Raw genomic sequence first — 20969 nt, 5'->3', positions numbered from 1 at the left:
GGGACCTCCTACGATTCGTAGGAGTCATCAGCAGCGGCCCGGCCGCGTGCGGTTCTGGCGGAACCCCATCGCCACGCGTTAATTTGCACTAGCCTAACATGCCAGGCGTCGCGCAGCGTATGGTGCGCGGGCTGCGTCCTATGCTTTCATTGGGTGCGCGGCTTCTCGTCCGCTTACTCTGGAGAGGCATGCAGGCAGTTCACACAGCGGCTGATCTACCGGGAGGAAACACGGGCAAAGTCTCATTCTCGCCAGAGTTTCGGCTGGTGCTCGCTTGCCTGCGCTTCCCCTTCGCCGAGGAGGAGTCAGCAACTATCCGCGAAGCCGCAGCCGCCGTAGCAGACTGGCAACTTGTCCTTGATGTTTGTCACAGGCATCGTGTCTTTGGGCTGCTGCTCCGCGGGCTCGTGACAGCGGGAGTGCATCCACCCGCAGATATCAGCACCGCGTTGCAGCGCGCCGCAGGGACTCAGGCGCGCCAGTCCATGATGCTGGCACTTGAAACCATGCGACTGGGCAAGGCATTTCGCGAAGCTGATCTGCAGGCCGTCTTTCTGAAGGGAGCAGCGCTCACTGCGCTTGCCTTTGGCGATGCCAGCCTGCGTCATGCAAAGGATGTGGACCTGTGGGTACCGCAATCTCAGGTAAGTGCCGCGGTGGAACTCTTGCAGGCCTCCGGATATACGCCGCAGAATCCGAACACCCTCTCCGCGGATCACCAGCACGTGTGGCTGCGTTATGGAAAATCCATTGACTGGCATCGAGGCGTGGCCGGCGTGTCTCTGGAGCTTCACTGGCGTCTTACCGACCTGCCGCTTCTCCGAGGTGATCTGCCGCCGGCCGCACTCCAGGAGGTTGCGATTGCACCCGGAGCTACCGTTACAACGCTGGGCGGCGATACGCTACTCGCCTATCTCTGCGTTCATGGTGCCTCGCATGGCTGGGGCCGTTTAAAGTGGCTGGCAGACGTCTATACGCTGCTGCCGCATGACAACCCGGCTGCGGTCGTTGCAGTATATGAACGCTTGAAACACATGGACGCAGGCCGATCCGTGGGGCAAGCGATGCTGCTATGTCACGATTTACTCCTGCTCGACATCGGTCCCCTGCAGCATGAGCTGGAGAAGGACGCGACACTGCAGTTTCTTCGCCGATCTGCACTTCGTCTGCTCGCCGGGGAAGGCGAGACGAAGGAGGTGGACGCGCAGCGCTTCGGCAGCACGTCTGTTTATCTCTCGCGCTTCCTGCTGGGTCGCGGTGCGGGAGCCCTGCTTTCAGAACTTCGCACGTGGACCTACCGACCCGACGAGATGGCGGAATCGCGTCTCCCCCGTAGTCTGTTCTTCCTCTTCCCGATCGTTCGCGTCAGTTCCTGGTTTGCGTCCCGCATTCGGCATGGCGGCCGCACTGCACCTTAACCCCAGCCTTTGAAGCTCAGCGGACCTCAGCGTCAAAGACTCCCGTCTCAACAGTGCCGCCATGCTTCATCTGCACGAAGATTCGATAGCGTCCGGACGACGGGAAGCCATAAGGGAACTCAACTGTCGGCGAGACGATGGTGTCAGCCTTCACGCCATCCATCGCGCCCATACCCTGCACCGACATATCAGACGTGGCGTCAGGAGTGGCACCGTCATTGGCTACCATCATGGACAACATGGGCGCTGAACTCTCGGGATGAGTATGCGCGAAGGCAGTCAAGTCCGTTTTCACAAAGGCGGCATGACCCGCCATACCCAGATAAGGCACGACATCGCTTGCGGGCTCGCCCTGCACGTTCAACAAGTGAAAGCGGAAGATCGTTGGTTGATTCGCGACGAGCATCGCCGGTCGATCCCAGACCATGCTGTAGCCGTCGGGCAGCTTGTCCACCGGTCCCAACTCACCGACATCAAGCGCTGGCGGCGCTGCTTCAGCGTCCTCTGGATCGAGCTTGCCCCCCTTAAAACCTGCGGGAATGTCCAATGCTGCAGTCAGCGTCTCCGGCAATCCATTGCGGTGCACAATGTCGCCGAACAGGCGATAGTGGCCCGGCGGCATTGCGGGCAGTTGCATGCTCAACTTTCCCGGAGCGACCGGCGCCGGATGCAGATGAAAGACCGCATCCATGCCGGGCTCTCGTATAGCGCAGAGATGCATCAGGTGCCCATGATCCGGTAGCAGGTCCGTGGACACGCGGTTGCGCCGGACATTCTCGGTAGTGAAGTTGCCCATCTGCAGGTCAAGCGTGTTGCCGCGCAGCAACGGCGTCAGGCCCAGAGGACGGAAGACATACGAAGCGTAATCGGCGGCCTCTACGTTCCACCACCGCGCGCCAAGTAAAATCGCGGCGATGACGACGACGAAAGCGACAGCGCCCATCACGATTGCGTGTCGCTTCCGGGATACATCGGGCGCTTCACCGGGAGCGAGGCGCGACTCACGCGAGGCCGCCGCAACAATGCCTACGATCCCCAACACCAGGGACACGCCCAGGGCTGCGAGCAGCAGCCCCAAGGAACGATTCATCCGCATGACAGAAAGTGCCATTGCGGGCACAGGGACACTTGCGCTTGCATTGCCCTCCGCTCCCTCGAGAGCGAGCTGGACCTTCCAGGAACCACTGCCCATCAGCCACAGCGACCCGGTAAAGAAGGCTGGATCGTCCGTTGATCGTTTCATGGCGTCCGGTGTGGGTGGATGCTTGCTCGCTTCGCCGATCATCGGGACCGGTGTAATCCGGATCGAACTTAACTTCGGGCCGGAGCTACGCACCTCGACTGTCGCCACGCCGGGAATTACCATCGGGGGACGGATGGTGACAAATAGCTTGTAAGGACCGGGCTGTAGCTCGACGAAGACATCCTTATTCCCAACATGGGCGCGCGCCACCATCGGCAGCAGGAACATCAGCACAGAGAAGAAACGCACACAGTGGCGGCGCGTCACCGTTGAACTCCACGCATCCAACGGCCGAAGACGAAGCCAACCCATGTGGAGATCGCTGCGTAAACCGATGCCCGCATCAGGCCGAACCAGAGCGGAAGGCCGTATACGGGATGGAAGAAGATCCGCATACGATCCTCACCGTCCGGTCGTGAGTTGTAGTCAAAGTACGTCGTCCCGAAGAAGCGGTTCTCGCTCGCCTTCGAAAGAAGGAAGTTAGCGAAAGGCCACTCGACCGCAGTGAGCACCGCGACGAAGACGACGCCGGAAACAAGAGCAATCTGCCACGTCTTCCAGTCCTTTATCTTCTGCCAGAGAAGATCCAGAGCGAGAGCCGGAACGATCAACAGGATCGGGAACTTCGCGGGGATGAGATGCGTGACCGGGTTAAAGACCGGTCCGAGCTTCGGCTCTGCGTGCATCAGTGGAAAGATCAGGATCTCCCCAATCAGGAACGCCATGTAAATTGCAGCGGAAGTCGTCGCTGCCCACTTGAAGCGCGACGCCTGCGAGATCATCGCAAAGACCACCGGCACGGCAATTCCCATGGCGATATAAGGGACGAACTGGTGCAGTCCAATGTCCCACGTGTACTCCTGGAGGAAGAACATCTGACCGCCCACGGTGAGGCCACCCAGGTACAGCAGCAGCTTTTGCAGCGTGGAGAAGCTGCTGGCTCCCTCGGCTGCTGCGCGGTTCATTGTCGCCAGAATCAGGAAGAAGACGCCGAGTGAGACCGCACGAATACCTAGGATCAAGAGTGTGTGCGGCGGACTGACGATCTTTACGTCCAGACCGTACGCGGCATGCCACCAGTTGTCGAAGGGCGCAGACGTGATCATGGCAATGCCGCCCCAACCCGCAAGAAAAATCCCCAGCGGTGCACGCAGACCAAACACGTTCACCGATGCCGCGCGCAGCTTCGAATCTTTCTGGAAGGTGCACTGATACACAAGCCAAAGGCCGACGACCGCCGCCAGCACGCCACACAGTTGAATCATCAGGTGCGCAGGCGTCCAGAAGGTGTCACGACCAATGGAACGGTGCCACGCCACGTCCCACGCCGCGCCAACTGAGGCTGACGTGATGCCCGCAACACCGGTCCAGATGTACCAGGGGACGCCGGCCGCTGCGACCTCTCGCGAGAGGGTCCGACTGGAACGGGAAGCAGACGGCGACGAAGCAATTCCCGCGGGGTGCGTAGTGCTCGACATGAGGACATCTCCTGCCAAACAGGCTACGCCGGCGGGCGCAACGAATCACGCGAATTCGTTATGCCCGCCAGCGGACCTTCCTACTTTGACTCGCTCCGATACTGGAGCGTCACCGGCCCCACCATGCCTGATGTCGCGGCGTCGATCTTATCCATGTCCTGCATCTGGAAGCGATCGCCATAGACCGCCTTCAAGGCCGTGTAATCGACCGGCGGCCTGCCCGCCATCTCGTTCGTCGCCGTGTTAAAGACGCGGACCTCGATGGTGTTGTCTCCATCTTTCAGCAACGGCGACAGGTCCAGCTCATACGGCGGATGCCACAGCGTTCCCGCCAATTTGCCGTTCACCGTAACCAGCGCCGCATCCCGCACAGGAGCATCGAACCACGCACGCATTCCCGGTAAGTTCGGCGCCCTTGTGTTCACAAGCGGCTTGCCGTCCGGGAACTGCAGCATGAGGTGCTGGCCTTTGCTGAGAGCACGCGCCGTGAACGTAGTTGTGTAACGAACCTCGCCTGAGTAGAACCTGGTCGCAGCATCATCAGTCCACACGGTGCTGGCGACTGCTCGCTCCGGCATGGCGGGCGATCCCGCGCTACCGGGGAACGATGCATGCCAGCCAGTAAGGGTGATGGGATCGCGGCTCTCTGCAGTGAGCGAAGTCTCCTTTGTGCGAACAGCCGCGCCGTCATGCAACACCAGCACACGGGACGCATATGGCGGTAACGTGATCTCCGCACCGAGCGTTGCGCTGCTCTCGCCGCCCTTCTCCGCATCCCACCACTCGGCTGCATGGCGCGTAGCACGCGGCGAAACTTTCAGCACCTGCGCGACGTTCGAGGTGTTCGCGATGAAGTAAACGTCTGCGCCCTTCAGTTTGCGGTGCAGGAAGCCCACCTCGCCATGACTCGCACTCACATCCATGTCCGGTGGCAATGCGCGATGCAGCGCGTTGGGCAGTTCAACCTCGGACGCAACGTGCTGCGACATGGGTAGCAGCTGCGCCACCGCTGCTGCGACACGCGCACTCTCACTCGCCTCCAGTAGTCCCGGCGAAGTAGAAGGCGTCTCGCCTACAAAGATGATCTTGCCGCCGCCCTTGGCATACGTCTGCAGACGCTGCACCAATGCCAGCGGCATGCGATGGGTTGTGGGTACAACCACGACGGGATACGAAAGCCCCTTGAGCTCGATTGCCTTTGCATCGGTGTAGTCGACGTTGTAACCCGCGCCCAGCATCGACTTCATCAGGGCCGGCGTGATGTGATACTGCATTTCGGCGGTGACAGAGACATGGCCGGGGCGAAATTCCGCCTGCGCATCATCCTCAGGCAGCAGCACGGCAACGTCGTTGGACGGCTCACCCTGCCGCAGCAGCCAACTCACGCGTTGCAGATAGCCCGTTACCTGCGGCATGACGGGCCACCACGGGTTGTGTGCATTGAAGACAGCCGCCGCGTACAGTGACCACCCGGGTTCCTGTACACCGGGCGCAGAGTAGGGCCAGCCATGGCCGATAAACTGGTTAACGCCCTCCAGGAACATCCGGTCGGCTTCGGCCTTCATGTCTAATGGCGTCGCGCGGAAGACGGGCGCGTGCAGCCACGTCCAAGTCTCCGCGGATGTCACGTTGTTGCCGAAGATGTGGTTCGCCGACGATGTCCAACGCGTGAACGAGAACGCGCTCCATTGCGGACCTTCACCCTCGGGTAACTGCGGCACACGTTCATCCCCAAGCGTCGCCGCGGGTTCGCCATAAGTCTGCGAACGGAACTTTGTGCCATGCTCGGCCGCGAACGTCGTCATCGGTTGCAGGTAGTTTTCGCGCACCAGGTCAGAGAGCGTAACACCCCAGTCGTGCCGCACGGCCTCAGCCTGCGGCGTGCCGCCCTGCACCAGCTCCGGCAGATGATCCAGAAGGTCGTAACCACGCCGGCGCTGAAACTCCTGGGGCAGCGTTGGCGTCCAGTCGCTGCCATAGACTTCCAGTGAATCGGAAAAAATGGCATACGGCGGAGCCCCCGTGAACCCTTTCAAGAGCGGTTCGCCCACAGCTGCCAGATGGGTCGCGATCGACTGCTTCGACATGTGATCCAGCACATAGCCTTCGCTGCCGACCGACGCACGCTTCACCATCTGCTTCGTATGACTCAGAATGAAGTACACCGCCACCGACGCCTTCGGCGCGCCCCCTCCGTTGAAGCTAAGCGGTTCACGATGTGCGTTTGCAGCATCCCACTTTTCCGGCGTCCCGGTCGCCGAATAGATTGCAATCAAGCTCTCGCCATCCGCCATGACCGGTCGAGGCGCGCGCAGGGGCACAGCGACGACTTTCAACTTCGCGGCAGCCTGATCGATCGGAATATGTGGTCCGCCGAAGGGCCATCCGCTGCCCAGCGTCAGGTCGACGCGCATGCCCAGGGCGCGGCCATGCTCCTGCGCCACGCGTAGCATCTCGACCATCTCAGGCGATGCATACCGAAGGTTATGAATCCCCTTCGAAGGATCATCCAACGCAAGCGGGTAAACCGATGCAAGCTCAAAGCCACCGATGCCGCCTGCATGCATCTGGTCAATCTCGCGCGTGATCTCTTCCCGCGTGACAGCCGGCCCGAACCACCACCAGCGCATCATGGGTTTGGCATCGTTCGAGGGAGTGATGAACCCCTTGCGCAACGCAGAGATATCCTGCGCTCTGAGCGCGATTCCCGATCCGACTGCCGCGAATATGAGAGCCGCCGCTGCGACACCATACTTCCCCGTGAACTTTCCCATCAAGCTTCGACTCCCGTCGCAAGGCCGCTAAACTTCCCAATCATCTTAGCGGTGCCCATCAAACACTTGCCATGTGTTTGTGCCTGCTCAGCGCGCGCCAAGTTCTGGAACCTCGCAGTAGAGGTCTGCTGCGACGAAGGTCGCTCGCTGATGACTGGAGGGATGCCGGGGGGAGGAGAACCATCTTGATAAAGATTGCTCCTTGAAAATATCCCTAACCAATTCCCCTTGCGCTGCTTCATACTGATACCGCGCAGAGAATTGCTCGCCATCCGCACCGAAGGTTGATTCACTTGAAAAGCTATTTATTGAGCATCTTTCCCGTCCACGGGCGAGATGTCTATGTGCGTGTCAGCTGTATTGCTCTGATAGATTCGGCTTCGCATTGCACAGACTCGTTCACCTGCAATTCGCGATCGGCCTTCGGGGCTTTTCTTTCGCCATGTTTCGCCACAGAGGAGGTCGTCAGCCTACTGAGTTTGGTAGACGCCGGGGCGTCTGTTCACCGCCAGCTCACAGACTCCGACGCTCGGCGACTCGGACTTCTATCTGAGATTAACTAAAGCAGCGACTATGGCGAGATGGACTCTCTACCGGAGTCATCCGAAGAACTGCCATCCCCTAAAGACTCGCCGGGTCGCTAGTTTTCATCGAGCAGAAACGTGCTCGCACTTGTGCTTTGCAGCACCTCTTGCACAAGGCTGGTGTCGACGCCCAGGGCGATGATCCCAGATATTGTTCCGTCAGATTCGCGACGGGCCTTATAGGTGTAGTCGACGAACTTATCTTCGAGAGGCTGCCCCTGGGCGGGGGCAAGCGATAGCCTAGCACCGCGCTCAACGCGCGGTTGGCCGGTCCGGTAAACATGATCCAGCAAATCCATCCAGACCGTCCCCGCCACCTCAGGGACACAATCAACGACGCGCTTACCAATTAGTTCGCGGTTTCCCATCAATTCCCGGTAAGACTCATTCACCATCTCGAAGACGTGGTCCGGTCCGCCAAGTACCGCAATGAAAACAGGCGCACCTTCAAACAGATCGGCCAACTTCTGCCGCTCGCGTTCGTTCTCCATGCGTAGCCGTTCGAGTGCAGCATCTCCAGCGAGAGAGAGCGAGCTATCTGCCGCTTGCGTGACTGGCGTGCGAAGAAGTTCGGGGTTTCCGCCCCGTCTCCGCAATCTCTCTCGTAATGTTTCGCGCGCAGGTCCTCCGCTGTCCATCCATGCCTGCTGCGTCAACCAACTCCGATGTTCCGACCGGGCAAGTTTTTCGGCCAGGGCAATGATCAGCAGATGGTCCATGGATGCGCCTTCCGCGAGCGCAAGCGACTCTAAACTTTCGCGCATGGAGGGGGAGAGACTCAGGAGGAATTTTGAACTATCAGTCATCGAATCACATGGTGTCCGACTGCGACCAGGCAGTCAGAGAATTTTGAAATACTACCATCGCAGGAAACGGATCCGCGACGAAGATGGTTCCTAGCATCAGGCACTCATGTGCCATGTTGACGCGCAACGACCATCAGCATTCCTGGGGGTTTGGCTACGTGTAGGGTAAGCATCAGGCGGGAGAGGTCATGCGACAGTTCCGACGAGCGAAACAAAAAGACAACGCGGACCCATCTAATGTTGTTGGTTAGATGGCTCCGCAGGTAGGACTCGAACCTACAACCCTTCGGTTAACAGCCGAATGCTCTGCCATTGAGCTACTGCGGAACAATTACGAGGTGCCGGCGGGCGGGCGCCGGCTCGACTCGCAGTTCCTTTATAACAAACGCTGGCGGTGGGGTCAAAGCGCGGCAGACATCCGAGCACCTGCAAGACTGCGCGAGGCAACCTGCAGGCGGATCAGCGGTAGAGCACCACGGCAATGTTGTAACTGGTAAAGTCAGTTCTCTCTGACAAAGAACATGCGCCCACAGCCGCGCTGCTTACGCCCCCCTCTTTAAGGCGATGCGTCAGTTGCGACGGTAGCCGGTCCAGATCGCTCGCGGTATAGCGCATCACAAACGCGGGACGATCGCCTGCGAAGCCTGTGGACATGCGGCAAATTTCGCGAGCTTCGGGGCTTGGCTCCACATTGGCAATGCCGGCACGCAGCACCAGTTGAGCCACACGGGCCTCCTGCTGCAGATAACTGAGCTCAGGAACATCTCGCGCAAAATCTTCCACGCCCCAAAGCTGCCGACCGGACTGCACGACGGAAATGCCGATTGAGTTGACCTTTGCGTCCAGGATATTTTCACGGTGATGCGGGGAATTCATTAAGGCGGTGTGCATCTCGAGGACAGAGATGCTTGTGGCAACATTTTCGGACACGCGCGAGAAACGGGTTCCCGTGGAAGAGGCGCGCTCGGTAAGATCCGCCTCTCCTCTGAACTGGTGGGAGATGGCGCCGGCAGCGCGCATCTGGACCGCGTGATCTTGAGCCGCATGCGTCAGCGGTTGACTCCACTTCAGCGCAGGAAGACCGACAGCTGCACGCTCCTGGTTGATGGATTGAAACAGGTACTGTTCTGCTACGGTGTGCAGCTGTGCGCGGGCCGCACACGTCATTAGGGACGCGACAAAAAATGTGCAACAAACCCTCAGAAAACGTGGGATGTCAGACCGCTTGGCTCCCTTGAGGTTGCGCCCCCATGCCTCAACAATGAGACATGAGGCGCCCGTTTCCTTTGCCGTTGTATCAGTTTCCGATTTCACTTTGGACGGCCTCCCACGTACGCTTGATCCCTTCTTCCAGGGCGACGCGGTGTTGCCAGCCGAGCGCGTGGATGAGGCTTACGTCCATCAGCTTTCGCGGTGTACCGTCTGGCCTGGAGGGATCGAAGCGTAACACTCCTTTGAACCCGAGGACACGAGCAACAGTTTCGGCCAATTCACGAATCGTTACATCTTCGCCGGTGCCGATATTGATCAGCGGCGGAACGTCGTCACGCAGCAGCGTGCTGTACTTCTCCTGGGACAGATTCAGCAGGTAGACGCATGCCTCGGCCAGGTCGTCGGAGTACAGCAGTTCGCGCTTCGGCGTTCCGCTGCCCCACACCTCGACCTCTGGCGCACCCTCTGCAATGGCCTTCGCCGTCTTGCGCATCAGCGCGGGCAGGACGTGCGATGTGTTGAGGTCGAAGTTGTCGTTCGGCCCGTAGAGGTTGGTCGGCATCGCCGCCAGGTAACGGGTGCCGTACTGCCGATTGAACGACCAGCACATCTCGATGCCGGCGATCTTTGCCAGCGCGTAGGGTCGGTTGGTGGGCTCCAGCGGCCCGGTCAGCAGGCAGCTCTCCGGCATCGGCTGTGGCGCCATCTTCGGATAGATACAGCTCGACCCAAGGAACAACAGGCGGTCGACGCCATTCGCGTAGCTCGCTTCGATGATGTTGCTCTGAATCGCCAGGTTCTGCCTTATGAAATCTGCCGGATAGCTGTTGTTCGCCAGAATGCCGCCAACCTTCGCCGCAGCCAGCACGACGAACTTCGGTCGCTCCTTCAAAAAGAAGTCGGCAACAGAGTCAGCATGCAACAGGTCCAACTCTGCACGAGACCGCGTCAACAGATTCGTGTAACCCAGCCTTCGCAGTTCACGCCCAATCGCAGAACCTACCAGGCCGCGATGGCCCGCAATGAAAATCGGTGCGTCAACCGGCATGTATCCAGACATCTTGTTCTCCTCAAAAGGTCTCAACGTCAACGCTGTAATCGCTGCTTCACCGAACTGTTCAGAAGGGCACGGCATGAGCCGTGCCCTTCGCAGGACCGCGTTCGAACGCGATCTAGGTTTCGCGAACGTTGAAGGCTTTGTACCCGTGCTTGATCACCAGTGCGTCACGCTGCGCAGCGGAGTAGTCCGCTTCGACCATCTCCTTGACTAACTCATCGAAGCTAGTCCGCGGCGTCCATCCCAGTTCGCGCTGAGCCTTGGAGGGGTCGCCCAGCAGCGTCTCAACCTCGGTGGGGCGGAAGTATCGAGGATCGACTGCAACAACTACGTTGCCCTTCGCATCGACAGCCTTCTCATCGACGCCCTCGCCGGTCCAGGTCAGCTCCATCTCCAGCAACGCGGCACAGCGCTTTACGAATTCGCGCACACTGTATTGCACACCGGTTGCGATCACAAAGTCCTGGGGCTTCTCCTGCTGCAACATGAGCCACTGCATCTCGATGTAATCGCGTGCATGCCCCCAGTCACGCTTCGCGTCCATATTGCCCAGGTACAGTTCAGACTGCAGGCCGACCTTGATACGCGACAGACCCCGCGTGATCTTGCGCGTTACGAATGTCTCGCCGCGAAGCGGGCTCTCGTGATTGAACAGGATTCCGTTGCATGCGTACATGCCGTAGGCCTCGCGGTAGTTCACTGTGATCCAGTAGCCATACATCTTTGCAACAGCGTACGGACTGCGCGGATAGAAGGGTGTGGTCTCCTTCTGCGGAATCTCCTGCACCATGCCGTAAAGCTCACTGGTGCTGGCCTGGTAGAACCGCGTCTTCTTCTCCAGGCCGAGGATGCGGATCGCTTCCAAGAGGCGAAGCACACCAAGAGCGTCGCTGTTGGCCGTATATTCCGGCTGCTCGAAGGACACTGCAACGTGGGACTGCGCAGCCAGGTTGTAAATCTCGTCCGGCTGCACCTTCTGCACAATGTGGATCAGCGAGGACGAGTCCGTCATGTCGCCGTAGTGCAGGATGAAATTCCGGTGGGTCTCGTGAGGATCCTCATAAATGTGGTCGATCCGCGCCGTATTGAAGAGCGAAGTACGGCGCTTGATGCCGTGGACCTCATAGCCCTTCTTCAGCAAAAATTCCGCAAGGTAAGCCCCGTCCTGCCCGGTTACACCTGTGATCAGTGCCTTTTTCAATGGGTCTTCTTTCCTGTTCGCCGCTGGAATATGTTCATATTACGCGACAGATCTTGAAGTGCCATCACACTCCTGTGTCAATGCATTGCGGCAAGTGAAGGCGCTATCTCGGTAAGCACCGAAGACCGTTCGCGACCTCAGCGGACACCATTTCGATAGTCCCGTACCGCGGTCAACAGGTTCTGCTCGAATTGCTCCAGCACCTTTTCCTTGCCCATATGCTCCACAGCAAACCGGCGCGCAGCCGCGCCCAGCGACGCTCGACGTGCGGGATCTGCAACCAGTTCATGAACAGCTTCTACCAGCGCCGCAAGGTCTCCCGCCGGTACCACAACACCACATGGCTCGTGCGTAGGGGATCCAGTTCCAAGAGCAACACCACTGACCACCGCAGCTACCTGCGTGCCTGCCTGCGCTGTCACGATGGCAGGGCGGCCGCTGGAAAGCATGCCAGTCAGCTTCGAGGGCATCACGAGGTCAGCCGCATCCGCGCGTTGTGGCAGCAGGTGGATGTCCGCGCAGTTCAACAGATCATTCAGGGCTTCCAGAGGCTGCAGCGGCATGAGCGTTACGTTGTCCATTCCCTTCACAAGCGACTCCATGGTCGGGCGGAATGCCCCGTCGCCGCAGAAAAGAAAGTGGATCGAGGGATCGTCTGCCAGCGCGCGCGCCAGTGCAGGCAGCAGCTCCAGACCCTGCTTGCTACCCATATTGCCGCTGTAAAGCAATACGACTTTGCCTTCCAATCCAAGAGAGGATCGAAATGGATTGGGTGCCCCAACAGGTGAGGGCAGGACTTGGTCGACGTCGACCCAGTTTGGGAAAAGGACGGTCTGCTCCGGCCTCACCCCCTTGCGGAGCAGCCGCTCCACCATGCGGACCGATATGCTCGACGCGCGCGCAAAGGTCCGGGTAAGAACCGCTTCGAGGCCGACGGCACTGGCATGGATCTTTCCGTTCGCCGGCAGCAGCCCCAAATCAAAAGCAGCGTCCACTTCGAAGTCCTGTACATGCAACCACGCGGGCGCCTGTGCGAGCGAGGCTGCGGCCAACGCCACCGGAGCACCAAAGAACGTGGGTTCTACAGTCCAGATCACGTCAGGACCGGGACTGCCGCCGCGCGGCAGCAATACCTCTCGCATCACAATCGGCGCGGCACTAGCCGCAAACGAAAACAAATGCAGGACGCGCTTCAACCCTGTGGCTTCCTCCGGAACGTAGAGCGGGCAACGAAAGACGAGTGGCTCTCCCACACCATCGGCGGCGGGCCCACCGCCCTCCGTGACATAGCCCAGGCCACGATACTCGTCGCTGATCCGCCAGGCCGGATAATACGGCGGCGCCGTAACGACGTGCACAGCATGCCCGCGCTCAGCCAGCCAAGAGGCCATTTCGCCCGTGTACTTACCAATGCCCGTCAACTCCGGGGCATAGTTCAGGCCAAAGATCAGGATGCGCAAGAGACTCCTTGTAACGGTGTGGATGCACCATCATAGCTTCCAGCACTGCGGCCTTCTGCGAGAAACCGCGCCTGCCGTGCCGTACTATCTCCCCATGCGTTCTCCCATCGCCTGGGCCGCCGTTGCCTTGCTGGCCGTCTTCACTCTGGCCGCCCTGCTGGCACCATGGCTTTCCCCTTACGACCCTGCCGCGCTGCATCTTGAGCAACGTCTGTTGTCGCCTGGACATGGCTTCCTGTTAGGCACTGATGAACTTGGACGCGATATCTTCTCGCGGGTTCTGTTCGGCGCTCGACTGTCGCTGCTGGTTGCGTTCACGGTCGTAGGCTTCTCACTCATCCTGGGCCTGATCATTGGTTCCCTATCGGGTTACTACGGCGGTTGGCGCGACACGCTGCTGAATGTCTACGTGATGAACGCCTTCATGGCGATGCCCGGCATTCTGCTGGCTATCGCACTCGTGGCTTTTCTGGGACCAGGGCTGCGAAACGTCATCCTGGCGCTCACGCTTTCCGGTTGGGTGAATTATGCCCGCCTCGTCCGCGCACAGGTGATGTCTGCGCGTGAGCGTGAGTTTGTGGAGGCTGCTCGCTCACTGGGTGCAAGTGATCTGCGCATCCTCACGCGACACATCCTGCCCAACATCGTCCAGCCTGTGATCGTGCAGGCTGCCATCGGGATGGCAGGCGCCGTTCTTGCAGAGGCTACGCTGAGCTTCCTCGGCCTTGGAGTACCGCCGCCCACGGCGAGTTGGGGTTCCATGCTCAACGACGCGCGCGCCCATCTTTTCGACTCCCCGCACATGGTGATGGCTCCGGCGATCGCCGTGATGCTGTGCGTTCTGGCCTTCTCATTTCTCGGCGACGCATTGCGCGACTGGGCCGACCCGCGCACGCGCTAGGGAAATCTTCTCGTTGATCGCATGAATATAAGGGCTGCCCGGGGTCGCTGGAAAAGAGGAAGCGCCCGGATCTCATGCGAGATCAACGGGCGCCCGCAGACTAACCCTCCCCCAGGGTTGTCTACAACTAAGAAATTAGCACTCCACACGGCCTTCGTACAGCGCACTTCAGTAACAAAAAAGTAATTCTCCTAAAAAACTATCGCGGCGTTGCCAACTGTCGACAGCAAAATCTCGGCCTGCATGGGATCGCCCGACATTAGGAGACCCTGAACGGCTTTGTTCGCGTGCTCAACAATCGACTGGTCCTGCAGGATCATCAGTACCGACGGTCCGGCACCGGAGAGCGCCACGCCCAGGATGCCGTCGTGACCCGCCAAAGGCAGCAGCCGAGGGAGCAGCGGACAGGCTGCGGCGCGATAGGGCTGATGCATGCGATCGTCCATGGCACGTACCAGCAGATCGCCACGACCCTGCGCAAATGCTGCCGTCAGCATCGCGACGCGCTGGACGTTCGCGATCGCATCGGCCTTCGAGTAGGTCTCCGGTAGCAGTGCACGTGCTTTCTTCGTAGACAGTGACGCATCCGGCATCACGACGAGCAGAGGCCAGCTGACAGGCGCCGCGATGCTGAGCGCATCGATGATCGCTGGCCCCTCTTCGGGCATGAGCATGCTCGAAACTGTAAGGCCGCCCAGCACGCAGGCTGCAACGTTATCGGGATGTCCCTCACGCAGCGAAGCCTCGGTCAGTATCTGCTCCCTGGTCCAGTGCAGCCCACCGAAATGGGACGCCAGCGAGACCCCGGCCACCAGCGCAGCAGCCGAAGAGCCACAGCCCATGCCCAGCGGAATCTCGTTGTGAAGATCGAGGTGGATCGGTGTCGGGTCGATCCCCTGTCCGGTCAGAACGCTCTGGTAGGTTTCCAGCACGAGTGAGTCCGCAACATCCCCGCATTGCGCGGCGTTGCGACCAGTGGCTTTGATTGAAAAAGTCTCGGACTCATGCGCATCGATATGCAGCGCAAAGTCCATCGCCAGTCCAAGCGCATCGAATCCAGGTCCCAGGTTCGCCGACGTCGCCGGCAACTTCAGCTTGATCGGCGCCGCCATCGCTAGACCGTCGCCGCCATCTCGGCTTCCAGGGCACGCATCACGGCAGACTCGTTCGGCTCCAGCACAATGGGGGGCTTGCGGAACGGCGCAGCCTCCGGAAGATCCGTCGCAAGCAGATCCTTGTGAAAGTCGATCGTGTACTCCGGATCCTTCAGCGTGTGTCCGGTCAGCAGCAGGACGACGCGTTCGCCCGTCTGTACGTGTCCCGACTTCAGCAGCTTTTTCAGGCCCGCTAACGTTACGGCTGAGGCCGGCTCGCAGCCGATGCCTTCGGCGCCGATCTGCGCCTTTGCGAGAGCAATCTCGCTCTCGTTCGCCTGCTCGCACCATCCGCCAGTGGCCTCAATAATACGGGCAGCCTTGCGCCAGCTTGCCGGATTACCAATGCGAATCGCCGTTGCGCGCGTGTGCGCAGTGACGGGATGCAGCATCTTCTCGGCGTTCGTGAACCATTGGAAGAGCGGATTCGCTCCCTCCGCCTGGATCACCGAAATCTTCGGAATGCGGTCGATGAAGCCAAGGTGCTTCAACTCGCCAAAGCCCTTACCCAATGCCGAACCGTTGGCCAGGTTACCGCCCGGAACGATCACGTGATCCGGCACCTGCCAGTCAAGCTGCTCGCAAATCTCGATCGCGGGCGTCTTCTGACCTTCCAGTCGATACGGATTCACGCTGTTCAGCAGGTAGATCGGGTTCTTTTTGACCATGTCGGTTAGCATCTTCACGCAGCCGTCGAAGTCTGTCTTCAGCTGCACGGTGACGGCGCCATAGTCCATCGACTGCGACAGCTTGCCCCACGCGATCTTGCCTTCGGGAATAAACACGATTGCCCGCAGACCGGCGCGGGCAGCATACGCAGCCATGGCGGCTGACGTATTCCCCGTGGACGCACACGCGACCCACTTGTAGCCACGCTCTGCGGCGACCGACAGCGCGGACGTCATGCCGGTGTCCTTGAAAGAACCCGTCGGGTTCATACCCTGATGCTTGGCCAGCAGGAAATCCAGCCCCAAGGCCTTCGCATTCCGCGGCAGGTCGTAAAGGGGCGTATTGCCCTCGCGTAGCGTGATCGCGTTCGCATCGTCGTTCAGAATGGGCAGCAGGTCGCGATAGCGCCACACACCACTCTGATCGATGGGCAACGTAGAATCGCGACGCTCGGCCCAAAGATGCCGCAACGCACTGGCATTCGGCTTGTTGGTGGCCGCGGAATCGCCACGCGACTCGCTCCACGGGTACTCGACCTCGTACAGTTCGCCGGAGACGGGGTCGCGGAAGTCGCTACTAACTTCATCGGGAGCGATCCGCTCGCCACTTCCGATGCATCGAAGCTGATGTGAACGCAATGACATGGATGACTCTAGGGTACCGCACTGTAAAGAACACGGCGGCTCGCGCCGGCCAGCAGCTGGCCACGTGGCCGGGTGTCACACGTCTGGCGGTTGAGACATGGATCACACAAACCTCCAATCCAGCACGGGATGCAGGTCACAAAATAGCGCCCGCCGGCGCCCGCTCTCGCCGTAGTTTCACCGCGATGCTTGCAGCCTTCCTCCTCACGGCAGCTGCTCCGTTGGCAATCCATGCACAGGACAACAAGGTCGTTACCGTCTCCGCAGCAGCGGATATGGAGCCGGTCCTGCAGGTGGTCGGTCCGATCTTCGAGCAGAAAACGGGTCTCAAACTCAAGGTCTCCTTCGCCTCTTCGGCGACGCTTGCGCAGCAGATTCAGAACGGTGCCCCCGCCGATATCTTCTTCTCTGCCGACTTTTACTTCGCAGAGCAGGTCGTCGCCGATGGCTTGACCGAAACCAAGTCACCCATCCCATACGCCAAGGGCCTTCTCGTTCTCTGGACGCGTAAGGGATCGCGCTTCAGTCCGCTCTCCATCGATGCCCTGTCACGCAAGGACCTCGGGCCCGTTGCCGTCGCTAATCCGGATCGCGCGCCCTACGGCCGATCCGCTGTGATTGTGCTCAAGCGCATGAAGCTGTGGGACAACGTCGCGCCGCACATCGTGCAGGCAGAGAGTGTGGCCCAAGCAGGACAGTTTGCCCTCAGTGGTAACGCAGAGCTGGCCATGATGTCGCAGACCATCGCCATGTCCCCCGCCTATCGCGACAAAGGAACCTTCGTGCTCTTTCCCTTCAGCCAGTATCCGGAGATCATCCAAAGCGCCGTCATTCTGAAGAAGGGCGCGAATGTGGAAGGCGCACACAAGTTGCTGAACTTCGTTCTCAGCGACCAGGTGCAGCAAAACCTGAGCAAGCTTGGATTGCAGGCGGTCAAGTAGGCATTCGCTCCGAATCGCATAAAATCGTTCTCAAGCGGAGGGCGATCAATGGACACCGAGGCTCTCTGGCTGACACTGCGCCTCGCCGCGCTCACCACCGTGCTGCTGATCGCCATTGCACTCCCGCTCGCGGGGTGGATTGCATTCGCTACGACTCGCGCTCGCTTCCTTGCAGAGGCGATCATCGCCCTCCCGCTTGTGCTGCCACCGACGGTTCTCGGCTTCTACCTTCTCGTCGGCCTCGGGCCAACAACAGCAATTGGGCGAGCGGTAATCGCGATGCTGGGACATACGCTCGCCTTCTCCTTTCAGGGACTGGTCTTGGGTTCGGTCCTCTACAGCCTCCCATTTGCTGTGCAGCCGATTATCGCGGGCCTGCGCGCGGTCGATCCTGCCTATCTGGACGCAGCAGCGACGCTCGGTGCCTCTCCGAGTCGACGCTTCATGCGCATCGCGATGCCGCTGGCGAAAGGATCCATTGTGACCGCAGCGGTCCTGGCCTTCACCCACACCGTGGGCGAATTCGGCGTCGTACTCATGCTGGGAGGAAGCATCCCCGGCCGGACAAAAACGCTATCCATCGCGCTGTATGATCTCGTCGAAAACGGCGACTTTAACGCGGCATCGCGTCTTGCGCTGCTGCTGCTTGGCTTCTCCACCATTGCGCTGATTCTGCTCTACATGAAGCCGTTTCAGCGAAGATCGCGAGTAGCCGCGTGACCGAACTTAGAGTGAAGTGCGACGCCCCGATCGGTGGCATCCGCCTCCGCGTGGACACGACGATGAGGGATACTTCGACCTCGCTCTTCGGCCCCTCGGGATCGGGAAAATCTTCCCTGCTGCGCTTGATTGCAGGACTCTGGACGCCTATCGGCAGCGAAGTTTGGCTCGACGGTCAAGATCTCAGTCACATTCCCGCGCACAGACGTCGCATCGGCCTCGTTGCCACGGATCCCGCACTCTTTCCGCACCTGACCGCGGAAGAGAACATCCGCTTCGGCATCTCGCCGAAAGACAGCGAGAGCAAATTTGAAACGCTGCTCCGCCTGTTTGAACTCCGTTCCCTGCAGCAGGCTCGCATCCCCACACTCTCTGGCGGAGAGCGCAAACGTGTGGCCATCGCGCGCGCACTTGCTGGCGAACCTCTCTTGCTGCTACTGGACGAAGTTTTTACGGGCATGCATCGCGCACAGCGTAACGAACTGATCCTCCGCGTCCGCGAACATTGCGGTCAGCGTGGGATCGGCATCCTCTCCGTCACACACGATCCAGCGGAGGCCGTACTGCTGAACACCGAGACGCTTACCATCGACGACGGAAAGATCACCGCACAGGGCCCGACACGCAACGTGCTTTCTGACGATCTGCTGCCGATCTAGTCCCTCATCATTTCGTTTCAGGACAGGTGTCATGCCGGAGAGAAGCGTAGGGATTCACACTCGATAGGCCAGGCAAACTAGCTTCCGATGCTGACCGGTTCCTGCTCCAGCGTGATGCCGAATTTTGATGCAACGTCCGCGATGATGCGTTCCCGTAGTGCGATCATGTCCGCCGCCGTAGCGCTGCCGCGATTCACCAGCGCGAGCGTATGCCGCGTCGAGATGCCGGCGTTCCCGAGCGCATAACCACGTTCGAAGCCCGCGCGCTCCAACAGCCACGCTGCAGGCAGCTTCACCAGCCCGTCCCCCGCAGGCCAATGCGGCACAGCATCCACAGCCAGACCGGAGGCCTCCGAGACGCGGAGGAGCGCCTCCTGCGGCACGATGGGATTGCGGAAGAACGAGCCCGCCGAATGTGAATTGGGATCGGCCGCATCGAAGACCATGCCTTTACTTTTACGAATGTCTCGCACGGCATCCGCGACTTCTGAGAGGGTAGGCGAAGCCGCAGATGTGACGTCGCCCGGCACACCATTGACGGTGAATCCGAAGTGCTTGCGAAGATCCGCGTAGGCCAGCTTCGGAGCGCCGCCGGGCTGCAGCCGGAAGTCCACGCGGACGACGATGTAGCGCCCACGTTCGCTGGTGTTCAGGACACTCGTGCGATAGGAAAAGCCGCAGTCCTCGTTTGATAGCTCGACGAACCCGCCGGTCTGCGTGTCGAAAGCGTGGACGACCGCAATCGTCTCAGCGACCTCCTGACCGTAGGCGCCCACATTCTGCACGGGCGTTCCGCCAACGGTGCCAGGAATGCCTGCCAGGCACTCCACGCCAGCAAGGTCAGCGGCCACGGCAAACTGCACGAATCCGTCCCACGGCTCACCCGCTCCCGCGCGAACGAGTGTTCGGCCATCCGTGGCTATCTCCTTCGAAATGCCCGGTATAGCCATCCGCAGCACGACGCCGGCGAAGCCGTCGTCTGCGATCAGCAGATTGCTGCCACCGCCCAGGACGAAGACCGGCAGCGTCCGCTCGCGGGCGAAGTCTACTGCCGCCACAACATCGGCTTGCGTCGTCGCGGTCAGGAGCCAGCGAGCCGGGCCGCCGATGCCAAGTGTGGTGAAAGGAGCGAGCTGTACATGTTCCTCAATCTGCACGGATTTGAGCCTACCAGCGTCCGGCCGGGCCAGCAGCGCTGGTGGAACCGAAGCGGATGCTCGCGCATCCAGATAGAATCAATCCAACGAACTGCCGCGGGCTTTCACCCCGATTGGCATGGAGGAAGCATGTATCCAGAGATTATGGTGATCCCGATGCGCGAAGAGCTTACGCGCGCAGGCATCAGCGAAGCACGCACCGCAGCCGAAGTCGACCAGGCATTGGCGCAGTCCGGAACGACGCTGGTTGTCGTCAACTCCATCTGCGGTTGCGCAGCCGGCAAGATGCGGCCGGGTGTTCGCATGGCGATGCAGCACACGCAGAAGCCCGATTACGCCATCACCGTCTTCGCAGGCCAGGATCGCGAAGCCACCGAGAAGGCTCGTGGCTACTTCGGTGGACACCCGCCGACCTCGCCCGCCATCGCCATCCTGCGCGACGGCCAGCTAGTATATCTGATGCAGCGCTCCGCAATTGAAGGCGCGAATGCGCCCGCGATCGCCACGGAACTCGCGCGGGCGTTCGATGCTTACTGCGCCAAGGCCAACGCGTAAGCGATCTGGTAACGGTCTACGGCAATGGGAAGGCTTCGGCCTTCCCATTCATCTTTGTACGCGGTTCGCTTCTCCGCTCAACCATGCAACTGCGGTGCCGATAGGGCATCTGTGAGAACGCAATCACACCTCCTTCCGCATAGAAACGCAGTCGAAGGCAACGACCTCCGCGCATGGCGGCTCGATCATGTCGTTCGCGGCCACGTGCTTTTGACATTGCACCGTTGTGACGGCAACAAGCTTCGCGCGGCCGAGTTGCTTGGCATCAGCCGCTCAACGCTCTATCGCATGCTGGACGCCTTCTCCGTCATGACGTCCGGGTGACGCGCACCATTG

General features: G+C 60.2%; 18 protein-coding genes, 1 tRNA gene and 1 riboswitch. Of the genes, 7 read left to right on the top strand and 12 right to left on the bottom strand.

The window, feature by feature from the left end; all coding sequences use genetic code 11:
• Positions 1-11 precede the first annotated feature (11 nt).
• A riboswitch (Fluoride riboswitch) is annotated at positions 12-82 on the bottom strand.
• 106 nt (positions 83-188) lie between these two features.
• On the top strand, positions 189-1418 hold the full coding sequence (locus BLW03_RS16670) for a nucleotidyltransferase domain-containing protein (RefSeq protein ID WP_074655165.1): 1230 nt from the start codon (positions 189-191) through the stop codon (positions 1416-1418).
• Between the two features lie 16 nt (positions 1419-1434).
• Here the strand turns inward: BLW03_RS16670 and BLW03_RS16665 are convergent, their stop codons facing one another.
• From BLW03_RS16665 to BLW03_RS16620, 9 genes are all read right to left on the bottom strand, one after another.
• The gene (locus tag BLW03_RS16665) at positions 1435-2928 is read right to left on the bottom strand and encodes a hypothetical protein (RefSeq protein WP_244502128.1); all 1494 of its coding nucleotides are present in this window, start codon (positions 2926-2928) and stop codon (positions 1435-1437) included.
• The gene (locus tag BLW03_RS16660) at positions 2925-4139 is read right to left on the bottom strand and encodes a hypothetical protein (protein ID WP_074655164.1); all 1215 of its coding nucleotides are present in this window, start codon (positions 4137-4139) and stop codon (positions 2925-2927) included. The genes BLW03_RS16665 and BLW03_RS16660 overlap by 4 nt, the downstream gene beginning before the upstream one ends.
• 80 nt (positions 4140-4219) lie before the next feature.
• Complete coding sequence (locus tag BLW03_RS16655; protein ID WP_074655163.1) at positions 4220-6913, bottom strand: glycosyl hydrolase; 2694 nt, start codon at positions 6911-6913, stop codon at positions 4220-4222.
• Between the two features lie 640 nt (positions 6914-7553).
• Positions 7554-8216 (bottom strand): PAS domain-containing protein, encoded by a 663-nt coding sequence (locus BLW03_RS16645; protein WP_212733221.1) that lies wholly within the window; start codon positions 8214-8216, stop codon positions 7554-7556.
• A 339-nt stretch (positions 8217-8555) separates the two neighbouring features.
• Positions 8556-8630, bottom strand: a tRNA-Asn gene (locus BLW03_RS16640).
• A gap of 132 nt (positions 8631-8762) precedes the next feature.
• Positions 8763-9470: a CAP domain-containing protein gene (locus BLW03_RS16635; RefSeq protein WP_074655160.1), complete on the bottom strand. Its 708-nt coding sequence runs from the start codon at positions 9468-9470 to the stop codon at positions 8763-8765.
• 130 nt (positions 9471-9600) lie between these two features.
• Entirely contained in the window at positions 9601-10575 is a 975-nt protein-coding gene (locus BLW03_RS16630) for a GDP-L-fucose synthase family protein (protein ID WP_083350759.1), read from the bottom strand.
• Positions 10576-10687: 112 nt separating this feature from the next.
• Complete coding sequence (gene gmd, locus BLW03_RS16625; RefSeq protein WP_074655159.1) at positions 10688-11773, bottom strand: GDP-mannose 4,6-dehydratase; 1086 nt, start codon at positions 11771-11773, stop codon at positions 10688-10690.
• A gap of 137 nt (positions 11774-11910) precedes the next feature.
• Positions 11911-13233 (bottom strand): WcaI family glycosyltransferase, encoded by a 1323-nt coding sequence (locus BLW03_RS16620; protein WP_074655158.1) that lies wholly within the window; start codon positions 13231-13233, stop codon positions 11911-11913.
• 94 nt (positions 13234-13327) lie between these two features.
• Here BLW03_RS16620 and BLW03_RS16615 point away from each other — a divergent pair, with 94 nt between their 5' ends.
• Positions 13328-14134: an ABC transporter permease gene (locus BLW03_RS16615; RefSeq protein WP_074656088.1), complete on the top strand. Its 807-nt coding sequence runs from the start codon at positions 13328-13330 to the stop codon at positions 14132-14134.
• A 191-nt stretch (positions 14135-14325) separates the two neighbouring features.
• Here the strand turns inward: BLW03_RS16615 and thrB are convergent, their stop codons facing one another.
• Positions 14326-15246, bottom strand: a complete 921-nt coding sequence (gene thrB / locus BLW03_RS16610; protein ID WP_074655157.1) for a homoserine kinase — start codon at positions 15244-15246, stop codon at positions 14326-14328.
• Positions 15247-15248: 2 nt separating this feature from the next.
• Positions 15249-16601, bottom strand: coding sequence for a threonine synthase (gene thrC, locus BLW03_RS16605; protein ID WP_074655156.1), 1353 nt, complete (start codon positions 16599-16601; stop codon positions 15249-15251).
• Between the two features lie 2 nt (positions 16602-16603).
• Here thrC and modA point away from each other — a divergent pair, with 2 nt between their 5' ends.
• The 3 genes from modA to BLW03_RS16590 are packed head-to-tail and all read left to right on the top strand — an operon-like array spanning position 16604 to position 18921.
• Complete coding sequence (gene modA, locus BLW03_RS16600; RefSeq protein ID WP_083350589.1) at positions 16604-17542, top strand: molybdate ABC transporter substrate-binding protein; 939 nt, start codon at positions 16604-16606, stop codon at positions 17540-17542.
• Between the two features lie 48 nt (positions 17543-17590).
• Complete coding sequence (modB, locus tag BLW03_RS16595) at positions 17591-18262, top strand: molybdate ABC transporter permease subunit (protein WP_074655155.1); 672 nt, start codon at positions 17591-17593, stop codon at positions 18260-18262.
• A complete protein-coding gene (locus tag BLW03_RS16590; RefSeq protein ID WP_139285232.1) occupies positions 18259-18921 on the top strand; it encodes an ATP-binding cassette domain-containing protein in 663 nt (220 codons plus the stop codon). The genes modB and BLW03_RS16590 overlap by 4 nt, the downstream gene beginning before the upstream one ends.
• 77 nt (positions 18922-18998) lie before the next feature.
• On the opposite strand, the gene BLW03_RS16585 is transcribed toward BLW03_RS16590, so the two are convergent.
• Positions 18999-20078 carry a UDP-N-acetylmuramate dehydrogenase gene (locus tag BLW03_RS16585; RefSeq protein WP_074655153.1) on the bottom strand — a complete coding sequence of 360 codons (1080 nt, stop codon included), beginning with the start codon at positions 20076-20078 and terminating at the stop codon, positions 18999-19001.
• A 129-nt stretch (positions 20079-20207) separates the two neighbouring features.
• Here BLW03_RS16585 and BLW03_RS16580 point away from each other — a divergent pair, with 129 nt between their 5' ends.
• Positions 20208-20633 carry a BrxA/BrxB family bacilliredoxin gene (locus BLW03_RS16580; RefSeq protein WP_074655152.1) on the top strand — a complete coding sequence of 142 codons (426 nt, stop codon included), beginning with the start codon at positions 20208-20210 and terminating at the stop codon, positions 20631-20633.
• Between the two features lie 24 nt (positions 20634-20657).
• Complete coding sequence (locus BLW03_RS21370; protein ID WP_083350587.1) at positions 20658-20957, top strand: helix-turn-helix domain-containing protein; 300 nt, start codon at positions 20658-20660, stop codon at positions 20955-20957.
• The last annotated feature ends 12 nt before the right edge of the window (positions 20958-20969 follow it).

It is taken from the genome of Terriglobus roseus, from assembly GCF_900105625.1.
GTDB lineage: Bacteria > Acidobacteriota > Terriglobia > Terriglobales > Acidobacteriaceae > Terriglobus > Terriglobus roseus_B.
This window is presented reverse-complemented; position numbering and strand designations above follow the sequence as displayed.

Bases quoted from the DNA above. Each gene is read 5' to 3' on its own strand.
- BLW03_RS16670 (WP_074655165.1), top strand. From the start codon at position 189: ATGCAGGCAGTTCACACAGCGGCTGATCTACCGGGAGGAAACACGGGC.
- BLW03_RS16660 (WP_074655164.1), bottom strand. From the start codon at position 4,139: ATGTCGAGCACTACGCACCCCGCGGGAATTGCTTCGTCGCCGTCTGCT.
- BLW03_RS16655 (WP_074655163.1), bottom strand. From the start codon at position 6,913: ATGGGAAAGTTCACGGGGAAGTATGGTGTCGCAGCGGCGGCTCTCATA.
- BLW03_RS16645 (WP_212733221.1), bottom strand. From the start codon at position 8,216: ATGGACCATCTGCTGATCATTGCCCTGGCCGAAAAACTTGCCCGGTCG.
- BLW03_RS16635 (WP_074655160.1), bottom strand. From the start codon at position 9,470: ATGACGTGTGCGGCCCGCGCACAGCTGCACACCGTAGCAGAACAGTAC.
- BLW03_RS16630 (WP_083350759.1), bottom strand. From the start codon at position 10,575: ATGTCTGGATACATGCCGGTTGACGCACCGATTTTCATTGCGGGCCAT.
- BLW03_RS16615 (WP_074656088.1), top strand. From the start codon at position 13,328: ATGCGTTCTCCCATCGCCTGGGCCGCCGTTGCCTTGCTGGCCGTCTTC.
- thrB (WP_074655157.1), bottom strand. From the start codon at position 15,246: ATGGCGGCGCCGATCAAGCTGAAGTTGCCGGCGACGTCGGCGAACCTG.
- thrC (WP_074655156.1), bottom strand. From the start codon at position 16,601: ATGTCATTGCGTTCACATCAGCTTCGATGCATCGGAAGTGGCGAGCGG.
- modA (WP_083350589.1), top strand. From the start codon at position 16,604: ATGACTCTAGGGTACCGCACTGTAAAGAACACGGCGGCTCGCGCCGGC.
- modB (WP_074655155.1), top strand. From the start codon at position 17,591: ATGGACACCGAGGCTCTCTGGCTGACACTGCGCCTCGCCGCGCTCACC.
- BLW03_RS16580 (WP_074655152.1), top strand. From the start codon at position 20,208: ATGTATCCAGAGATTATGGTGATCCCGATGCGCGAAGAGCTTACGCGC.
- BLW03_RS21370 (WP_083350587.1), top strand. From the start codon at position 20,658: ATGGGAAGGCTTCGGCCTTCCCATTCATCTTTGTACGCGGTTCGCTTC.